Raw genomic sequence first — 19,712 nt, forward strand, 5'->3', positions numbered from 1 at the left:
TTCGTCAACAGAAATAGTTTGACAGCTAATCGGAAAAGGTAGGCATTTGTCATAATGAAAGCAATTGCATATAATACATAATAAGAATAATGAATAGATATTCATTTTTGAGATACATAATAGAGTTGGGGGCTGACGAAATGAACGTACAGGAAAGTTTCGTTACGGCATTGGATGAATCAGAAATTTATTTACGCAAGTGGTTACCAGAATGTGAACCAAAAGGGATTATTCAAATTGCGCACGGTATGACAGAACATGCAGGTGTTTATACAGACTTTATTGATGCGTTATTAGAAGCAGGGTACGGTGTTTATGCGCATGATCATAAAGGCCATGGGAAAACAGTAAAAAGAGAAGAAGACTATGGTCATTTTGAACCAAATGTAGGTTGGAGTAAGGCTGTATCTGATATTATTTTTGTATCAGAAACGGTAAGAAAAGAGCAGACATGCCCGTTATTTTTACTTGGCCATAGCATGGGTTCTTTTTTATCAAGACGTGCTGTACAACTGAAAGGTGAATTATATGATGGATTCCTTATTTCAGGAACTGGTGGAAACCCAGGGTTCTTAGGAGTCATTGGTCATAAAGTAGCGACAATTGAGATGAAATTACGCGGGGAAAAAACGAAAAGTCCGATGCTAAACTTTTTATCTTTCGGAAATTTCAATTCGCACTTTAAACCAAATCGCACAAAATTTGATTGGCTATCTTCAGATAACAGTCAAGTAGATAAATATATTGCGGATCCATTATGTGGATTCATTTGTACGACTAGTTTTTATCGAGAATTATTTTCTGGTGTGTTAGAAGTAAATAAACTAGAAGAGTTTAAGAAAACACCGCAAAACCTTCCAATACATATTTTTTCAGGAGATCGTGATCCTGTTGGAGATATGGGGAAAGGTGTAAAAGAAGTATATGAAAATTATAAAAAATGCGGTGTGAAAGATGTAACACTGCGTTTATATGAAAATGGAAGACATGAAATGTTCCATGAAGTAAATAGAGATGAAGTATTTCAAGATTTGATTTCTTGGTTAGATGGACATATTGTATGAGAAGAAACCTCACTTTTTGAAGTGAGGTTTCTTTAAGGAGATGGAGGAATAGTTATGAGTGAATTTGTAAATAAAGAATATGTAGAAATAGATTTTCAAGATATTTTGATTAAAGAAGAGGAATTGAAGAATTGTACGTTCATAAAATGCCGTTTTAGAGGGATAGATGCATCGGAAATTTCTACTAAAAATTGTAATTTCATAGAATGTGATTTTACCGGTGCTCTTTTTAACGCTTCTATCCATCAAGGAACTACATTTGCAAATTGTAAGCTTGTTGGTGCGAATTTATTTGTATCGAAGTTTGAAGAATGTAAAATGACTGGCTCTGATTTTGAAGAAGCGAATTTAGATGGAATAACTATCATATCGGGTGATTGGTCATACACGAATTTAAGGTTCGCGAACTTAAGTAAACAAATGTTAAAGGGTATACGTTTAGTGGAAGCTGACCTATATGAATGTAATTTAGAAAAAGCAGATTTACGTGAAGCGGATTTAACTGGTGCACAGTTAGGTAAGGCGAAACTTAGCGGTGCAAATTTAAAAGGAGCGATAGTTGATAGAATTGATTTTACAAGTTTCGATTTGAAAAATGTAAAATTAGATATGGCGCAGGCAGTTGCAGTAGCAAGGTGTTATGGGGCTAAGGTGAACTAAATTGTTTGAAAAACCGTTCAAAACGCTGAACGGTTTTTCAAATCATAATAGTAGTATAATAGTGAATGAGGTGTTCATAGAATGGAAGATAAAACATTAGGTTTACTATTAGATGTTGTTGGGGAATTATTTTCAGATGAAATTTCAATTGCTGTATCGAATACGAAAGAATATATATACTATCGGCCAAGTAAACGAATTGATTTAAAGATTAGCGCCGGGGATCCTATAAAGGAAGGAACGATTGCTCATAAAGCAATGGTGACGAACCAAAAAACCTCTGAGTTTATGAATCGTGATGTTTTTGGTATTCCTTATCATGGTATGGCCGTACCATTCTCAAACAATGGAAAGCTTGAAGGGTGCGTGACAGCCATTTATCCAGCTTTAACGGACGGAAAATCAGTCGTTACTTTAAAAACAACGGACGGCTGGATTCCGGTTCCTTTTTCAAAAGTCATGTATTTAGAGGCGAAAGATAAAAAGACGTATGTAAATGCAGAAGAGTTGACAGGGACACATAAATACTCGTTACAAGAATTCGAATATTTACTTCCGAAAGATTCATTTATTAGATGCCACCGTTCCTTTATTGTAAATGTGAATCATATTAAAGCAATTTATCCTGATACGCATTCAACTTTTTTACTTTCTATGGATAATGGTGAAAGGGTACCAGTGAGTCAGTCATATGCTAGTTATTTTCGTAAGCTTCTAGGATTCTAAATTATTCTGCTTTAGAGGTTAGATTCGCTGTTTTGTCTGAATTTTTGCCATTGTATACTGAAATCCCTATTTAGATACTGTTAAAGTGTAAAATAATTATGAATATTCATAGGGAGAGGGATTACATATGGAGAATAATTTGGATAGAATTAGGGATGAACGTCTGAAAGATCGCGTAGTTACACCTGAAGAAGCAGCTTCATGGATTGAAAGTGGAATGACTTTAGGCTTAAGTGGGTTTACACGTGCAGGTGATGTAAAAGCAGTCCCATTTGCGCTTGTAAACCGAGTTAAGAATGATACATCTTTTAAAGTAAATGTTTATACTGGTGCCTCTTTAGGTTCTGATGTAGATAAATTATTTGCGGAAGCAGGAATTTTAGGAAAAAGATTGCCTTTCCAAGCTGATGCGACTATGCGAAAAGGAATTAATAACGGAGATTTTTTATTTGTGGACCAGCACTTATCTCATACAGCAGAGTTACTTCGCGCTGACGTTATGGATGTAGATTTTGCTATTTTGGAAGCGGTTGCGATTACTGAAGATGGCATGATTATTCCGACAACTTCAATAGGAAATTCTTTAGCGTTTTCTTTAAATGCTAAGTCCATTATTATTGAAATGAATATGGCTCAATCCACGCAGTTAGAAGGACTGCATGATTTATATGAACCAGGTAAGCAAGGAGAAAGACTTCCAATTCCGATTGTGAAAACGGATGATCGAATTGGAACGATTGGCATTCCAATCGATGTTGAAAAGGTGAAAGGGATTGTGTTTACGAACCAATTAGACTCACCATCGACAATTGTTCCTCCAGATGAAGAAACTGTTATTATGGCACAGCATTTAATAGAGTTCCTTCGAAAAGAAGTCGAAGTAGGCCGATTAACAAATCGTTTAGCGCCGCTACAATCGGGAATTGGCTCAGTGGCTAATGCAGTTCTTCATGGAATGTTAGATTCGGAGTTTGAAGATTTAGAAGTGTATTCTGAAGTTTTACAAGATGCGGTCTTTGATCTTATGGATGCTGGAAAAGTCAATTTTGCTTCATGCTGCTCAATTACACTCTCTGAGGAGAAAATGCAAAAAGTATTTTCTAACTTTGAAAAATATCGTGACAAATTAATGATGCGCCCGCAAGAGATTTCTAATCATCCTGAAATCATTCGTCGCCTCGGATTAATCTCGATTAATACTGCTTTAGAATTAGATATATACGGAAATGTGAACTCTACTCACGTTTTAGGCACAAAAATGATGAATGGTATCGGTGGTTCTGGTGATTTTGCGAGAAATGCTCGCCTAGCTATCTTTGTTACGAAATCGATTGCGAAAGGTGGCAACATTTCAAGTATCGTTCCTTTTGTTTCACATGTGGACCATACGGAACACGATGTAGATGTTATCGTCACTGAACAAGGGTATGTTGATCTAAGAGGACTTGCCCCAAGAGAAAGAGTGGAATTAATTATAGAGAATTGCGCACATCCAATGTATCGTGATCAGCTAAGAGCTTATTACGAAGAAGCTAAAACGAGAGGTGGACAAACTCCTCATGTTTTAGAAAAAGCTTTTTCTTGGCATACGAATTATGCTAAAAGTGGAACAATGCTTGAAGCGGTAGTAGAAACTGTATAGGTGTGTATCGTTAGAAATAGTAAAACGAAAGATTGAGTTTGAAAAAAATTTTAGAAGAAGAAAACGCCAACTTTCAAAGATGGCGTTTTTTTCTTTAAATGCATTGTTACAGGCCGTACTGATTATAATAAAGATTTATGAAAATAAGAGGGTTTTTTAATTACTTTTCGAATCATTTTAATAGTTTACATATCGAAGGTGAGGAGAAAGAATCATGAAGATAAGAGAAGCGTTATTAAGTGAAGCAAATGAATTAAGTAAACTCGCACTACAATCAAAAGCGACGTGGGATTATAGTGAAGAATTCATAATTGCCTGTAAGGAAGATTTAACTATTACAGAAGAGTATATAAATAATAATTTTGTATATGTTTTTGAAAACGATAATACGAAGATTGGATTTTTCTCATTTTTACGTAATGATCAAGCTCTCGATTTCCTGTACATTCATCCTCGTTATAAAGGGAAAGGCTACGGGAAAATACTTTGGAAGTATGTAATAGAAAAAGCAAATGAACTAGGCTTAAAAAGTTTTACGATTGATAGTGATCCGAATGCAAAAGGATATTATTTGAAAATGGGCGCACAGTTAATCGGAGAGACACCATCAACGGTCTTTAAGGATCGTTTACTGCCTCTTTTGAAATATGATGTGTAAAACTATTAATAGTAGGGGAAGATTAGAGTGGATGATGTAAAGGAAAAAAGAATATATGAAGCACTAATAAGATCGTGGTCGATTGAAACAAGTTCAAAGTGGACGGCTGAGAATCCAGCAAAGGGACAGTGTGGTGTTACAGCTCTAGTCGTTCAAGACATATACGGAGGAGAGATTAAAAAGACAAAAGTAAGAGAGGCGTGGCACTTTTATAACTTTATAGATGGACAGAGGTTTGATTTTACAGAGGCTCAATTTAATGAAAAACTGAATTATATGGATATAGAATCAAATCGAGAAGAAGCATTTGCAGATACAAATGAAAAACAATATAGCATGTTGAAGAAAAAGATAACGAAAGAATTGAAATTATCTTTTGACTCTTAATCTTTAATAAGTTACTATAATGGTGGTAACTTATTAAAGGGAACTTCATAGAGTTGAAAGGGGAAATACTTTTGAAAACAACTTATGTAAACGCTACAATCGTAACGATGAATGAACAAAATGAAGTGATAGAAAATGGATATATCATTGTAGAAAATGATCAAATTATAGATGTGAAGAGCGGAGAATTCGCTAATGATTTTGAAGTAGATGAAGTAATTGACATGAAAGGAAAGTGGGTTTTACCAGGGCTTGTAAATACACATACACACGTTGTAATGAGTCTCTTAAGAGGTATTGGTGATGATATGTTATTACAGCCGTGGCTTGAGACGAGAATTTGGCCACTTGAAAGTCAGTTTACTCCAGAGCTTGCGGTCGCTAGTACGGAATTAGGATTACTTGAAATGGTGAAAAGTGGTACAACATCATTCTCTGATATGTTTAATCCAATTGGAGTAGATCAAGATGCAATTATGGAAACGGTATCAAAGAGTGGAATGCGAGCTGCTGTTTCAAGAACTTTATTTAGCTTCGGAACGAAAGATGATGAAAAGAAAGCCGTTGAAGAAGCTGAAAAATATGTGAAGCGTTACTATAATGAAAGTGGTATGTTAACTACGATGGTTGCACCGCATAGTCCATATACATGTTCCACAGAACTATTAGAAGAATGCGCACGTATTGCAGTAGAAAATCAAACGATGGTTCATATTCACCTTTCGGAAACAGAGCGTGAAGTACGTGATATTGAAGCACAGTACGGAAAACGTCCAGTAGAATATGCAGCAAGTTGTGGGTTATTTAAACGCCCAACAGTTATTGCACACGGTGTAGTATTAAATGAAAATGAGCGTGCATTTTTAGCAGAACATGATGTTCGAGTAGCACATAACCCGAATAGTAATTTAAAACTAGGTTCTGGTATAGCGAATGTAAAAGCGATGCTAGAAACAGGAGTGAAAGTAGGTATTGCAACAGATAGTGTGGCATCAAACAACAATTTAGATATGTTTGAAGAAATGCGCATCGCAACATTATTACAAAAAGGTATTCATCAAGATGCAACAGCGTTACCGGTTGAAACAGCTCTTACACTTGCAACTAAAGGAGCGGCTGAAGTAATCGGCATGAAACAAACAGGATCACTTGAGGTTGGAAAGTACGCTGATTTCATTACAATTGATCCGTCTAATAAGCCTCATTTACAACCAGCGGATGAAGTGTTATCACACCTTGTATATGCAGCTAGTGGAAAAGATATAAGCGATGTAATTATTAACGGAAAACGTGTCGTTTGGAATAGCGAATGTAAAACGTTAGATGAAGAGCGTATTATATTTGAAGCGAGTCGATATAAACGAGGTTTGCAAAGATAGGTATTTTTAGGCTGTGGAGAAAGACTTCTCCACAGCCTGTTTTTTGTCTGAACTTTTTTATTAATAAAACAGAAGAGAATGATTTAGATAAAATCACTAGTTTCAAAAATCCTTCACGTAATAATGATTATATGAAGGATTTAAATGTTTCTTATTTTTTTGTCTCGTTGACCCATTTAATAATGTCCTGGATAACGTACTCAGGAACATTAGCAGGGATTTCATATTCACTAGGAAGGCTTAATGCCCCATCACCCTCCGTGAAGAAATGATTCAATTTTGGGTATTCATTGAACTGAACATTCTTGCGATTTGAAAGCCCTTCCTGCCATTTTGTATATTCATTTTTTACTGTTACTTGATAATCGCGTGTTCCTTGCAGAATCAGTAAAGGCTCTTTTCGTGATTTTGCTTCTTCAACTGGACGCCACCTAGAAACATCATACATAAAATGGGGTGACCCAAAATTGTAGCCAGCTGGAGGGTGGTCAGGATTGAAAGTAGGATCCTGGATAAAAGCGACTTGTCTTTTTAGTTCATCCATTACTTCCTTTGGCGCCCCGAGGTATTGATTCTGATCAATGGCAATGTCAGTTAATGCCCGTGCAGGTGGTGCGAGTAGGATACTGCCTCTAACAAGTGAGGAAGGTGCTTTGCTTAGTATACGCGGCATTGTGCCAGCTCCTAGACTATGTCCAAGAATGAAAATATTGTTTGGATCAATGCCTTCCTGCTGCGCTGCTGATTTTGCTGCATATATGGCATCATCTGTAGTATCACGGTCTAACGTAACAGGTTCTGCACTCATCTTTAATGCGTGTTCTAAGGTGCGTTTTTCATAGCGCAACACTGCAATTCCGTTGGACGAAAGGCCTACCGCAAGGTCTCGTAAAATTTTTGTTCCCATATATGTACTATCGCGATCGTGGATGCCAGCACCATGAACAAGAACAACTACGGGTACCTTCTCACCAGCTTTATGTTTCGGAACTGTTAATGTGGCTGGTAACGGATAGGTAGAATTTCCAATGACGATTTCACGTTCTTGATAGAAAGCAGGTTGATCATAGCTAGGATGCGGGATAATATAAGATTCCGGAGGCGTCCTTACCCCAACCTCATCTACTTTCCCCCCAGGTGTGAATTTAAGGAGTAACGGTATGGTAGTTCCTTGGGTAGTTCCTGAAATTTCCACCGTCTGATGGACTAAGTTTCGTTCTTTTATCACGGGGGTTCCCATGATTTTTATCACGCTCCAACCACTTTGTGTCCACCAGTTTTGTAATGTGTTTGCTGTGAACTTGGATTGAAAAGCAGCAGACGTCAACTGAAGTGCTTCTACATAATTACCTTGCTGGAGATATTCAAAAAATAATGATGTACGCTCCGTTAAAGAGACTCGTTTTTTTTCTACAGATGGTTCCTCACGTGTATCTGCGTGAATAGCTGTTGTAAGCGGAAAAGATGAAATGCCTAAAGAAAAGAACAGGGTAAAGGAAAGTACTGATTTTTGTATTTTCTTTTTTTTATTCATGTTTTAACCTCCAATATGTGATGGTAAAAAACAGGTATGATAAATTAAGGTTTTGTTGTAAAAACGCCTAAACCATTGATATGTTCATCTAAAACCAACAGTTCTTGTTTTGTCGTAATCGCTTTGGCAGCTTCAACCCTTTCTTTCTTCCTTCACTTTATATTTTGACTATACGAAACAAAGTTCTCGTTTTTCTTACTTGATTCTTACAAAATCCTTAAGTGTATAAGATTTGTAAAATATCATTTTCTACTTAACCTGAATTCAAAAAAACAAAGTGGCATTGCTGAATGGAGATACGAAAATATCCTAACCAAACTGTAACCTATACGTCTATTAAGTTAGTTATGGGGGCATTTACATGAAACAGAGAAAAGTTAAAATAAAAAAGGAGGTATGCAATAAGAGTTTTTTATAAACACTTGAGCGAACAGCGCAGATTAAACATTCAATATTTAGCTATCCTTTTTAAAAGAGTAGCTTTTTTTGAACGAATAAATATTCAAAAGAATGTCGCATCTTTCTGTTCATATTTCTGCTATAATATATAACGCTTTATAATATTTTATATTTAAGGAGAACGATTCATGAAGCGAAAAAAGAGCCATTTAATGGTAATGGCACTTGTTACATCTTTATTATTAACAGCTTGTAATAATAAAGCGAATAAAAGTGACAGAGAGGCAAAAAAACAAGTATTAAATGTAACAGTATCAGAAGAAATTCCTTCACTTGATACAGCGAAAACGATGGATGGTACGTCAGCGCACGTTATGCAGAACATATTTGAAGGGTTGTATGTATTAGATGATCAAGATCAGCCGATTCCAGCAGTAGCAAAATCGTTTAAAAGAAGTGAAGATGGTAAAAAATATACATTTGATTTGCGTAAAGATGCAAAATGGTCAAATGGAGACAGTGTGACAGCAAATGATTTTCTGTTTGCATGGAAACGTGCAATTAATCCTGAAACAGCGTCTCAATATGCGTATATGCTTTTTTACGTGAAAAATGCAAAAGAGATAAATAAGGGAACAGTGCCTCTTGCTGAACTTGGGGTTAAAGTTATAAATGATTATAAATTGGAAGTGGAACTTGAACAGCCAATCCCGTATTTTTTACAGTTGTTAGCGCTACCTATTTACTTACCACAGCATGAATCATTTTTGAAAGAACAAGGAAAGAATTATGCATTGGAACCTAGTAATCTCATATATAATGGGCCATTTGTATTAGAGAAATGGAAGCATGAACAAGAGTTTCAATTAAAGAAAAATGCTACATATTGGGATGAAAAGAAAGTGAAATTAGACGAGATAAACTTTCAAATTGTAAAGGATACAATGACCGCTGTTAATTTATACGAAGCTGGTAATTTGGACCGGGTGCCTATTAATTCTCAATTTGTAGACAAGTATAAAGGGCATAAGGAGTTACATATGTCGAGCGAACCTGCAATTGCTATGCTACGTTTTAATGAAAAAAATAGTGCGTTAGCAAATAAGAAAGTGCGTCAGGCTATTTCATTGGCATTAAATAAAGAGGATTTCGTTGCTCATTTTATTAATAACGGAGCAAAACCTGCAACTGGGCTAGTACCAGTTGGGCATATCAATGAAGAAACGGGAAAAGATTTTAGGAAAGAAAACGGAAACCTTTCTTTATATGATGTACAAAGTGCGAAAAAGATTTGGGAAGAAGCGAAAAAAGAGCTTGGAGTAGAACAAGTAAACCTCGAGTTTTTAACGTTTGAACAAGATAACGCAAAACGTATGGCAGAATATATAAAAGGTGATTTAGAAAAGAATTTACAAGGATTAACGATACAAATTAAACAACAGCCATTTAAGCAAAAATTACAGTTAGAACAAACAGGTGATTATGATATAACTATGGCAAATTGGGGACCCGACTATAAAGACCCAATTAGTTATTTAGAACTATTTACGACGGGTAATCAAAATAACAAAATGAATTATTCTAACCGTCACTACGATGAATTAATAAAGAAAGCGAAAAGCGATCTAGTATTAGATCAGAAGAAAAGATGGGAAGCATTGCAAGAGGCCGAGCGTATTCTATTAGGGGATGCTGCGGTCGCACCGCTTTATCAAATGGGCTCAGCTTACGTACAAAATGATTATGTAAAAGGAATTGAAAAGCATCAATTTGGTGGTATTTATACTTATAAGAATGCTTATATTGCTAATGAATAAATACAAAAAACCTTACTTTTTAAAAGTAAGGTTTTTTACATATGAATTTTATTAAACCGATTTTAATAAAGAATAAAAATTTGTATCATATGGAATATCATCTTGATACATATAATTTTTTAGAACGCCTTCTTTTTCAAATCCTAATTTTAATAGCACTTTATTGGAAGCTTCATTTTCAAGAAAGACAATTGCTCCGATCCGTTTTAAATGAAGTGTGTGGAAACCGTATGATATAACTTCAGAAATAGCTTCTGTCGCATATCCCTTTCCCCAGTGTTCAGGGAGAAAGGCATAACTTAAATTGGCCCGTTTATGCTCAGAAGACCAATCGTGAAAACCGATGGTACCAATGAGTTCTTTCTTGTTTTTTAATTGGATTCCCCATTTTATACCACTTCTTGCATTGTAACTCAACTTAAAGTTATGAATGATTTGTTTTACTTGATCAATATCCTGTAATGGCTTTTGCCCATAATAGCGCAGTACGTCAGTATTAGAAAAGCATTGTAGTATACCCGGTGCATCTTCTTCGGTAAGTTCTCTTAAAATGAGTCGATCGGTTTTCAATATAGGAAACATGCTTTCACTCCATTTCTTCTGAAACTAGAATGTGTTGTTATTATATAATGTAATCTGAAAAAAAAGATTATTCAAGAGGGAGGTATGGTTTTGATTTATGATAAAATTGATTGTGGAATATATTTCAAAAAGAGGTTTGTATATGGAGAAAAATTCAATTTTAATTGTAGATGATGATCAAGATATTGTTAGATTTATGAACGTGAATTTAATGCAAGAAGGTTTTAAAGTTTTTAGTGCTCATAACGGAGAAGAGGCTTTAGAAATAATAAATAAAAATAACATTCAACTTGCTATTTTGGATATTATGATGCCACAAATGGATGGGATAGAATTGTGCAGAAGGATTAGAGAGAAACATAGTTTACCAATTATGTTTTTAAGTGCAAAATCATCGGATGTAGATAAAGTAATTGGATTTAGTACTGGGGCAGATGATTATATAGTGAAGCCGTTTAGTACAATTGAATTTATAGCGAGAGTGAAAGCTCAATTAAGAAGGTATACATATTTCAATCAAAATGCTGTCCAAGTAATAAAAAAGAAAATAAACATTAGAGGTTTAGAAATAGATGAAGTGTCTAGAACAGTAATGTTATATGGAGAAACAATCAATCTTACAAAAACGGAATATGATATTTTGTATTTAATGGCAGCTGCAAAGAATCGTGTATTTACTATTGAAGAAATATATGAGAGCGTTTGGAAAGAAAGAGCCTATGAAAGCAATAATACAGTAATGGTTCATATCGCAAGGTTAAGAAATAAAATTGAAGAGGATCCAAAAGAACCGAAGTTTATTCAAAATGTTTGGGGAGTCGGATATAAAATTGAAGATTAAATCATTACAAGGCATTAGAGCTAAGTTTTTTACCGCATTCATATGTAGCATCTTGTTAGCAACTGTAAGTATAATAGTGTTTCAAATTTTAATTGGAAATATATATAGTCATGTTACTGCATTAGAGGAAAAATATTCATTTTTATATTTTATAGTTTTTTTAATTTTTACTACGACATACTTTGCATGTATGACAAAAACAATGATGAAACGATTGTCTGAAATTAATAAGAACGTGAAGGAAATAAGGAATGGTAATTTTGAAGTATATATACCTATTTCAAAAAATGACGAGATTGGTGAATTAGCAGCGAATGTTAATAGAATGGCTAAAAGTTTAAAAGAGTCTATTGAGAATGAAAAAAAATCACAGGAAATGAAAAATGAAATGATTAGTAATATTTCGCATGACTTACGAACACCTGTAACATCTTTAATCGGTTATGCGGACTTGTTAGGAAATAAGTTGCATTCAAATGGAGAAGAATGTGAACAGTATGTAAGCATATTAAAGCGAAAAAGTTATGAATTAAAAAATCAAGTAGATGATTTGTTAGAATACTGTCAAATAAATTATAGAGAGATTGAATTACATAAAAGTGTAGTAAATATGAAAGCGTTAATGGAACAAATTATGATTGATTTTGTGCCACGATTAGATGATGCTGATATGAGCCTTTGTATTAAGGGGGATAAAGAGTTACATGTGGAAATGGATGTAGCACTTATGGTGAGGTTATTCGAAAATGTAATTAGTAATAGTATTATGTACGGGAAAGACGGAAAGGAGATTGTAATTCAAGTTTCTAAAAGAGACATGAATGTTGAAATAGAAATTAAAAATTTTGGACAATGTATTCCAGATGAGAACCTTCCTTACGTTTTTGAGAAGTTTTATCGTGGTGAAAAATCACGTAGCTCCCATACAGGTGGAAAAGGAATGGGACTTGCAATTGCGAGAAGTATAGCAGAGCTTCATAAAGGGGATATCACTGTGCGCAGTAACGAGAAAGAAACTGTTTTCACTATCGCTTTACCGCAGCATAAAAAATTGTAAAAAAGTCGTAAGTATTTCTTTTATATGTCGTAATTTTTAATTCGTATCATGTAGAACAAAGATATGAGAGTAGGGATACGACATGTGGAAGAAATATGTATTAGTAATTTTAGTTGCTTTTGTACTTACAAGTTGGAGTATAGTTTATTTAGCTAAAGGTGTTATATCAGTCATTGGGTGGTGGAGTATACAAGCCTTTAGCATAGTATCACTCTTTATTTTAATAGGGATAACGTTACTAATTGTGTGGAAAGGAATTTTCAGACAACGAATAGATGGAGCGCTACTCTTCATCGTTATTTTCTCTATCATTGGAGCTTGGCCTTTAGGATGGTTTGCGAACATTGGTAGACTTGCTTACCCGGCAGATGTACATTCTACGAGCCCTAAAGTAGTCGTGCGCTTTCCTTTGAATGAACGATGGGCATATGATATTCTCATTCCACCTGCTGAAGTGAAAAGTAGTAAGTTAGAGGATTACGGAATATATGGAGCGAAAGTAATGGCACCAGCTTCTGGGACGGTTGTATCAATTAATAATAATGAACAAGATTTAGTTCCTGGATCGGATGATTTTCAATCAATGGCGGGTAATCATATTTATTTACGACTAGATGAATCAGGGACATATTTAATTCTTGCCCATTTAAAGCAAGGGTCCATTAAAGTTAAAGAAGGACAACATGTAAATGAAGGAGAATTTCTTGCTCAGGTCGGTAACTCAGGAAGTTCAAGTGAGCCACATTTACATATTCATCATCAAAGGCAGGATCCATCCAAGGTAAGCATATTTCTTTCGGAAGGATTACCACTTTACTTTCGAACTGAGAAGGGTGTGATAATGCCGGAAAAAGGAGAATATATAAAAAGACATTAGGGGGAAACGCTGATGTGGGAGAAATATTATATCGAAACTGATAGAGGGAAATTTGAGTATTTTCAAAAGGGAGAAGGAAAACCACTTTGTGTAACACATTTATACAGTGAGTTTAATAGTAATGGTAATTTATTTGCTTCTGCATTTACGAATCATTACACAGTGTCCGCATGAATTTGCAGTGGAAGTAGCGGAGCTTATGCCAAATGCGATAATGTCGACATTTGAATACAGTAATCATTTTCCATTTATTGAGGAGGAAGAAGAGTTTATAAAATTTGTTGAAAGCACGGTCTGTCATGTAAATGGATGATGAAAATCTATAATTTAAAAAGAAGAAGGCTGTCTTCAACACAAATTTGAGACAGCCTTCTTCTTTCATTATCCTACAAACGTTTGATACAGTAAGAAAATATTTAAAATGATAACAAGTACAGCAATGATCCAAGCGATAAAGGTAGTTATGCGGTGATTAACGAGTGCACCCATAATTTTTTTATTACTTGTAAACATAATAAGTGGTACTAATGCAAAGGCAATACCGAATGATAAGACAACTTGACTCATGACTAGAGCGTAAGTTGGATTTACGCCTAAAGCGATAATCACTAGTGGTGGAATCATTGTAATAAATCGGCGTAAGTATAACGGAATATGCATTCGAATGAAACCTTGCATAATAATATCACCTGACATTGTACCGACAGAAGAGCTAGATAGTCCTGCTGATAAGAGCCCAATTCCAAATAAAGCAGCTGATACAGGGCCCACTAAAGTACTGAACTGGTTAAAAGCAACATCAAGATCTTCGACATGCAAGCCGTTTTTAAAGAATAGTGCAGCAGCAACAATTAACATACTTGCATTAATTGCTCCAGCGATAACCATTGCAATAATGATATCAATAAACTCGAAGCGGAAAATCTTTTTCTTTTGTTCATCATTTGTTCCGACTACGCGGCGTTGCGTTAAGGCGGAATGTAAATAGATTGCGTGCGGCATAACTGTCGCCCCTAAAATTCCGGCTGCAAGTAATATACTGTCTACACCTTGGAATTTTGGAATAAATAGTCCTGAAAGCAAAGGGCTTAATTCCGGTTTTGCATAAAAGACTTGTACACCGAAAGCGATAACAACGATAAAAATCATTCCTGTTATAATAGCTTCTAATGGACGGAAGCCTCTGCGTTGAAATTCAAGAATAATAAATGATCCAGCAGCTGTAATTAAAGCAGCTGGTAACATTGGAATTCCAAATAATAAATACAATCCGAGTGCTGCCCCGATAAATTCAGCTAAATCAGTAGCCATAATAACGAGTTCACCTTGTATCCATAAGCCGATGGAAACAGGTTTTGGGAAGTTTTCTCGAGCAATTTCAGGAAGGTTTCTACCTGTAGCGATTCCTAATTTAGCTGATAAAGTTTGGATTAATACAGCCATTAAATTAGAAGCGAGAATTACCCAGAGTAATAAATATCCATATTGTGATCCAGCGGCAATATTTGTCGCGAAATTGCCAGGGTCAATATAAGCGACTGAAGCGATGAAAGCAGGACCTAAGAATGGTAATAGTCTTTTTAAGCCTTTCGTTTGTCCGCTTAATGCTAAATGCGCTGATTGAACAGTTGTACTTTGAGAAGGGACATGTTCATCTTTTGATATATCTTTATTCATAGTAGTTTTCCCCTTTGGTATGTTAACTTGATGAAATTATTGTAAGTATTCTTATTCTTTATTTCAATACATTTAAATGTACTAGGTTATATTTTTTATTTGAACATAAATGTTTCCTTAGTGCAAATTATATGCCTTAATACAATGAATGGTGTGGTGTTATTAAAAATTGGGAGTTTATGGTGTGATGACGTGGGGAAACATAATGAATTAAAGGGCTGTTTTTGAAATTTATGTGAACATAAAGCCGATAATACAGCATATTAATTGATGGAATTGCATTTGTATGATATATAATATATTGGGATTACAACATAACCATAGTGTTTTGGTGTGTAATCTTGTTTTTTATTTTTGTTAACTGATAGAAAATAGTATAAAGAGAAGAAAATGGGATTCATTTTCTTATTATATATGTTTTGATATGAACGTTAACTTATACATGATTTTAAAAATTAGATAGGTGGTAGAAATACATTGGCAACTACAAAACCATACAGAGTATTACTATATTACATGTACACAACAATTGAAAACCCAGAAGAATTCGCGGCAGAGCATTTAGCATTTTGTAATTCACTTGAATTAAAAGGTAGAATTCTTGTAGCAAAAGAAGGTATTAACGGAACTTGTTCTGGTACTGTAGAACAAACAGAGAAATACATGGAAGCTATGAACAACGATCCACGTTTTGACGGTATCGTATTTAAAATAGATGAAGCTGATGGTCATGCATTCAAGAAAATGCACGTGCGTCCTCGCCCAGAATTAGTTACACTTCGTCTAGAAGATGATATTAATCCACACGAAATAACTGGGAAGTATTTAGAGCCAAAAGATTTTTATGAAGCAATGAAACAAGAAGATACAGTTATCATTGATGCACGAAATGATTATGAATTTGATTTAGGTCACTTCAAAGGTGCGATTAAACCTGATATCGAATCATTCCGTGAATTACCAGATTGGATTCGTGAAAATAAAGAAGTACTTGAAGGTAAAAAGATTTTAACGTACTGTACAGGCGGAATTCGTTGCGAGAAGTTTTCTGGTTGGTTAGTTCGTGAAGGTTATGAAGATGTAAGTCAGCTTCACGGCGGTATTGTAACGTACGGAAAAGACCCAGAAGTACAAGGTGAGCTTTGGGATGGACAATGTTACGTGTTCGATGAGCGTATCGCTGTACCAGTAAACCAAAAAGAACATGTTATCGTTGGTAAAGACTACTTTACAGGTGAACCTTGTGAGCGCTATGTAAATTGTGCCAATCCAGAATGTAACAAGAAAATTTTATGTTCTGAAGAAAACGAAGCGAAATATTTACGTGCATGTTCTCACGAATGCCGTGTAAGCCCACGTAACCGCTACGTAATACAACATGAATTAACGGAAGAACAAGTAGCTGCTGCATTAGAGAAAATCGAAGCAGGGAAGTAAGAGGAATTCGTGTAATAAAAAAGGGTACTCCAAACTTTATGTTGGAATACCCTTTTTATATTGTCCGGTTCAGCCTTTTGTCGGTTTCTGTCGGTAAGTCGATATATCTGGAAAATCGCCGATATATTTTGAGTTGCGCTGATATATTTAAAAAATCGCTGATATATTTCGAGATGCGCCGATATATCCGAAAAATCGCTGATAAAAATTTCAATTACTGTAGCGTGCCACATATTTCAATGTAAAAATAATCATCTTTATTTCGAATCATCTTTCTCTCTCACAGCAGAAAGTACAGTTTGTTTAACCCATGCTTTTCTTCGTTTATGTTGTAGACCCCATTGGTATAAACTTTGCGCACCTAAAATAAGTGAAATGACAATGCCGCTAATTGCTATTAAAAGCGCGAAAAATTCAAGTGGCGACGATATTTTGTTTGAATCGGTGTTTCTTAACAAGTCAATCATAGTAAACCCTAACATTTGGCCCACAACAGAATAAAGCGTTAAAATTAATAATAAAAGACTATCCTTTTTAGAGGCGACATTTTCTTGATATTTAAACAAACTATCAAGATTTTGTTTTGCATTCGAGTATAAAACCTCGATGTTAAAAAGCTTTCTTAAGCGAAAGAAAATATCTTCACTCTGTGATTGGGATACGAGCTCTAAAGAAAAGTAATTCGCAGTAAATGAATTGATTGAATAAATTAATTTCTCGATTTCATTTGTATCTTTTTCAATGTTTAGTTCAGCATAAGCGTTTGCCATTTTTAACAAAACAATTTTATGAAATAGATTTAATAATAAAGCGTAATAAAACTCCCCATACATTTGACTCGCAAGCTTAGTAAATTCGTGTTCCCCCTCATTTGTTACACAGGTGAATATATGTTCTTCCATTATGAAATAGCGATTTGGAGCCCACCTCTGGTAAGCGTGTTGTTTTAAATAATCATGAATATAAGGAAGATTATTTGCACTTACATAAGCCTTGCCGTTACTTGTTAACCCAGAAAGACTGGAAGTACGATAAACATCCACTTCGGTAAGCTCCATATCTGCTTTTATACATAGTAAAGTTTGAACGTACATTCTTTGATCTTCAAAGAAAGGAAAGGTTTGAAAGTAAGAACTTCTTAATCTCTTCTTCTCAAAGAAATCTGTTACGCCATGAAATAAATAACCAAAAATGAATCTTTCCACTTGGGAATATTTTTTTCCATTACATTCAATGCAAATCGTTTCATTTGTATCATTTTTAGTTTCAAGTACACGGAAGCGGGCGGCGAATTCAATTGCTTCTGATAATGTCATGTTTGGAGCGGTCTCTATTTCTGTCCGAATTGTTAAGAAGCCAAGCTCATAAGGACAAAGTGTTACGTCAATAGAATGAATCTTAAATGGAACGGAAATAAGATTTGTTGTTAAATGTCCAGTTAAATTAAGGTCTTTAGAATAGCGCTGCAACCCCTTTTGATGCTCTGAATGAGGAAATAAAATTTTATTTGTAAATGAAAGATAGTATGCTTCCATATTTTGATGTGAAACTTGAAACTTTCCATAGTATGTATTTTCATTTTCAAGATGATCGAGTCGAAAAGGGCGAAAGTCATTTTTCTGTAAGAAAGGGAACATATTTTGTTCATACCCAGTTTTAAAAGAAAACGGGAATATAAATTGAAATATAGCTGTTGTTACATCTTTTTCTTCAATTGTTTGTATTGCCTCCATTTACATTGTTTCCTTTCCATATATGCTATAAAAACAACATGCCCAAATTTATTTGAAAATAACCACTGTTTTATACTTGATTAAGAATGAAAATTCAGCTTATTTAGTAGGGGACATGTATAATGTTATGTATACTAAAAGTTATAAATTGATATTTTAAAAAGGGGGATGTTGTATGCGGATTTTAGTATTAGGAGCTGGTGGCGTTGGAGGCTTTTTTGGAGGTCGCTTAGTAGAAAAGGGAGAAGAGGTTACGTTTCTTGTTCGCAGTAAAAGGAAAAAACAATTGGAGGAAAGAGGACTTGTAATCCGCAGTGTTAACGGGGATTTTTCCTTTCAACCAAATTTAATAACGAAAGAAGATCAAACTGCTCCATTTGATGTCATTTTATTTTCAACAAAAGCGTATCACTTAAACGAGGCAATTCAAGATTTGAAGCCTTTTGTAGGTGAAAACACTGTGATTATTCCATTGTTAAATGGTATCGCTCATGTATCACTATTACAAAAGGAATTCGGTGAGGAAAAAGTAATTGGCGGTTTATGCTTTATCGAGACGACTTTAAACGATCAAGGAGAAATTGTACAAACTAGCGCTGCCAACAGACTTGTGTTTGGAGAAATGAAGTCTCAAGATTCAGAGAGAATAAAGCATATTTCTAAAGCATTTGCAGGTACGAAATCTAGTTTTATTTTAAGTGAAAACATTATGCAAGATATGTGGCATAAATATTTATTTATTACTGTAATGTCGGGTGTGACGACATTAATGCGGGCACCGATAGGACCGATTCGTGAAAGCGAAGGTGGACGCGATTTTATCCAAAACTTATTTGAAGAATGTATGCAAATTATGAGATGTATAGGAGCGCCAATTAAAGATAATATTGTCCAAGAACATATGAAAACAATTGATAAAATTTCGTATAATATGAAGTCATCGATGCAGCGTGATATGGAAAAAGGTTCGTCTATTGAAGCGAAGCACTTACAAGGATACTTACTAGATGTAGCAGAACAATTTTCTATAGAAGTACCATTATTAGGAGCAGTATATCAAAATTTGAAAGTGTATGAAGAAATGACCTTTAACAAATCAGCAATACAATTGGATGTATGAAAAAATAAAAAAGAAAGCAATATATTAAACTGTACCCTATAGAATAGACACTTAAAAAAAGTCTATTCTATAGGGTATTTCTTGTATAATGAGAGAAAAATGAGAATCGGAGAAATTTCAAA

The 19,712-nt window shown here is 34.8% G+C and carries 17 protein-coding genes and 1 pseudogene; 14 read left to right on the forward strand and 4 right to left on the reverse strand.

Features of this window, described 5'->3' with window-relative positions; genetic code table 11:
* The first annotated feature begins 140 nt into the window (after positions 1 to 140).
* From MKY00_RS09595 to MKY00_RS09625, 7 genes are all read left to right on the forward strand, one after another.
* Positions 141 to 1,064: an alpha/beta fold hydrolase gene (locus tag MKY00_RS09595; protein ID WP_074585575.1), complete on the forward strand. Its 924-nt coding sequence runs from the start codon at positions 141 to 143 to the stop codon at positions 1,062 to 1,064.
* Positions 1,065 to 1,118: 54 nt separating this feature from the next.
* A complete protein-coding gene (locus tag MKY00_RS09600) occupies positions 1,119 to 1,724 on the forward strand; it encodes a pentapeptide repeat-containing protein (protein ID WP_016717170.1) in 606 nt (201 codons plus the stop codon).
* Between the two features lie 81 nt (positions 1,725 to 1,805).
* Positions 1,806 to 2,450 carry a LytTR family DNA-binding domain-containing protein gene (locus MKY00_RS09605; RefSeq protein ID WP_000389708.1) on the forward strand — a complete coding sequence of 215 codons (645 nt, stop codon included), beginning with the start codon at positions 1,806 to 1,808 and terminating at the stop codon, positions 2,448 to 2,450.
* 127 nt (positions 2,451 to 2,577) lie between these two features.
* Entirely contained in the window at positions 2,578 to 4,092 is a 1,515-nt protein-coding gene (locus tag MKY00_RS09610) for an acetyl-CoA hydrolase/transferase family protein (protein ID WP_016717171.1), read from the forward strand.
* A gap of 214 nt (positions 4,093 to 4,306) precedes the next feature.
* A complete protein-coding gene (locus MKY00_RS09615) occupies positions 4,307 to 4,750 on the forward strand; it encodes a GNAT family N-acetyltransferase (protein WP_016717172.1) in 444 nt (147 codons plus the stop codon).
* Positions 4,751 to 4,777: 27 nt separating this feature from the next.
* Positions 4,778 to 5,137, forward strand: coding sequence for a YunG family protein (locus MKY00_RS09620; protein ID WP_016717173.1), 360 nt, complete (start codon positions 4,778 to 4,780; stop codon positions 5,135 to 5,137).
* A gap of 53 nt (positions 5,138 to 5,190) precedes the next feature.
* Positions 5,191 to 6,516 (forward strand): bifunctional S-methyl-5'-thioadenosine deaminase/S-adenosylhomocysteine deaminase, encoded by a 1,326-nt coding sequence (locus MKY00_RS09625; protein WP_016717174.1) that lies wholly within the window; start codon positions 5,191 to 5,193, stop codon positions 6,514 to 6,516.
* A 151-nt stretch (positions 6,517 to 6,667) separates the two neighbouring features.
* Here MKY00_RS09625 and MKY00_RS09630 read toward each other — a convergent pair whose 3' ends face one another.
* Positions 6,668 to 8,050 (reverse strand): alpha/beta hydrolase family protein, encoded by a 1,383-nt coding sequence (locus MKY00_RS09630; protein ID WP_016717175.1) that lies wholly within the window; start codon positions 8,048 to 8,050, stop codon positions 6,668 to 6,670.
* A gap of 587 nt (positions 8,051 to 8,637) precedes the next feature.
* Between MKY00_RS09630 and MKY00_RS09635 the strand changes: the two genes are divergently transcribed.
* Positions 8,638 to 10,266, forward strand: coding sequence for a peptide ABC transporter substrate-binding protein (locus MKY00_RS09635; RefSeq protein WP_016717176.1), 1,629 nt, complete (start codon positions 8,638 to 8,640; stop codon positions 10,264 to 10,266).
* A gap of 51 nt (positions 10,267 to 10,317) precedes the next feature.
* Here the strand turns inward: MKY00_RS09635 and MKY00_RS09640 are convergent, their stop codons facing one another.
* A complete protein-coding gene (locus MKY00_RS09640) occupies positions 10,318 to 10,848 on the reverse strand; it encodes a GNAT family N-acetyltransferase (protein WP_016717177.1) in 531 nt (176 codons plus the stop codon).
* Between the two features lie 142 nt (positions 10,849 to 10,990).
* Here MKY00_RS09640 and MKY00_RS09645 point away from each other — a divergent pair, with 142 nt between their 5' ends.
* The 4 genes and pseudogenes from MKY00_RS09645 to MKY00_RS09660 all read left to right on the forward strand — a co-directional run.
* Complete coding sequence (locus MKY00_RS09645) at positions 10,991 to 11,689, forward strand: response regulator transcription factor (RefSeq protein WP_000414533.1); 699 nt, start codon at positions 10,991 to 10,993, stop codon at positions 11,687 to 11,689.
* Entirely contained in the window at positions 11,679 to 12,746 is a 1,068-nt protein-coding gene (locus MKY00_RS09650) for a sensor histidine kinase (RefSeq protein WP_016717178.1), read from the forward strand. The genes MKY00_RS09645 and MKY00_RS09650 overlap by 11 nt, the downstream gene beginning before the upstream one ends.
* A gap of 82 nt (positions 12,747 to 12,828) precedes the next feature.
* Positions 12,829 to 13,623: a M23 family metallopeptidase gene (locus tag MKY00_RS09655; RefSeq protein WP_016717179.1), complete on the forward strand. Its 795-nt coding sequence runs from the start codon at positions 12,829 to 12,831 to the stop codon at positions 13,621 to 13,623.
* Positions 13,624 to 13,635: 12 nt separating this feature from the next.
* A pseudogene (locus tag MKY00_RS09660) lies at positions 13,636 to 13,788 on the forward strand (alpha/beta fold hydrolase); the annotation flags it as partial.
* Positions 13,789 to 14,004: 216 nt separating this feature from the next.
* On the opposite strand, the gene MKY00_RS09665 reads toward MKY00_RS09660, so the two are convergent.
* A complete protein-coding gene (locus tag MKY00_RS09665; RefSeq protein WP_001030650.1) occupies positions 14,005 to 15,300 on the reverse strand; it encodes an Nramp family divalent metal transporter in 1,296 nt (431 codons plus the stop codon).
* A gap of 477 nt (positions 15,301 to 15,777) precedes the next feature.
* Here MKY00_RS09665 and trhO point away from each other — a divergent pair, with 477 nt between their 5' ends.
* A complete protein-coding gene (gene trhO, locus MKY00_RS09670) occupies positions 15,778 to 16,737 on the forward strand; it encodes an oxygen-dependent tRNA uridine(34) hydroxylase TrhO (RefSeq protein ID WP_000246219.1) in 960 nt (319 codons plus the stop codon).
* A 257-nt stretch (positions 16,738 to 16,994) separates the two neighbouring features.
* On the opposite strand, the gene MKY00_RS09675 is transcribed toward trhO, so the two are convergent.
* Positions 16,995 to 18,470, reverse strand: a complete 1,476-nt coding sequence (locus tag MKY00_RS09675; protein WP_016717181.1) for a hypothetical protein — start codon at positions 18,468 to 18,470, stop codon at positions 16,995 to 16,997.
* Positions 18,471 to 18,645: 175 nt separating this feature from the next.
* Between MKY00_RS09675 and panE the strand changes: the two genes are divergently transcribed.
* Positions 18,646 to 19,590 carry a 2-dehydropantoate 2-reductase gene (gene panE / locus MKY00_RS09680; protein ID WP_016717182.1) on the forward strand — a complete coding sequence of 315 codons (945 nt, stop codon included), beginning with the start codon at positions 18,646 to 18,648 and terminating at the stop codon, positions 19,588 to 19,590.
* Positions 19,591 to 19,712: the final 122 nt, after the last annotated feature.

It is taken from the genome of Bacillus sp. FSL R9-9834 (assembly GCF_038006905.1).
Lineage (GTDB): Bacteria > Bacillota > Bacilli > Bacillales > Bacillaceae_G > Bacillus_A > Bacillus_A pacificus.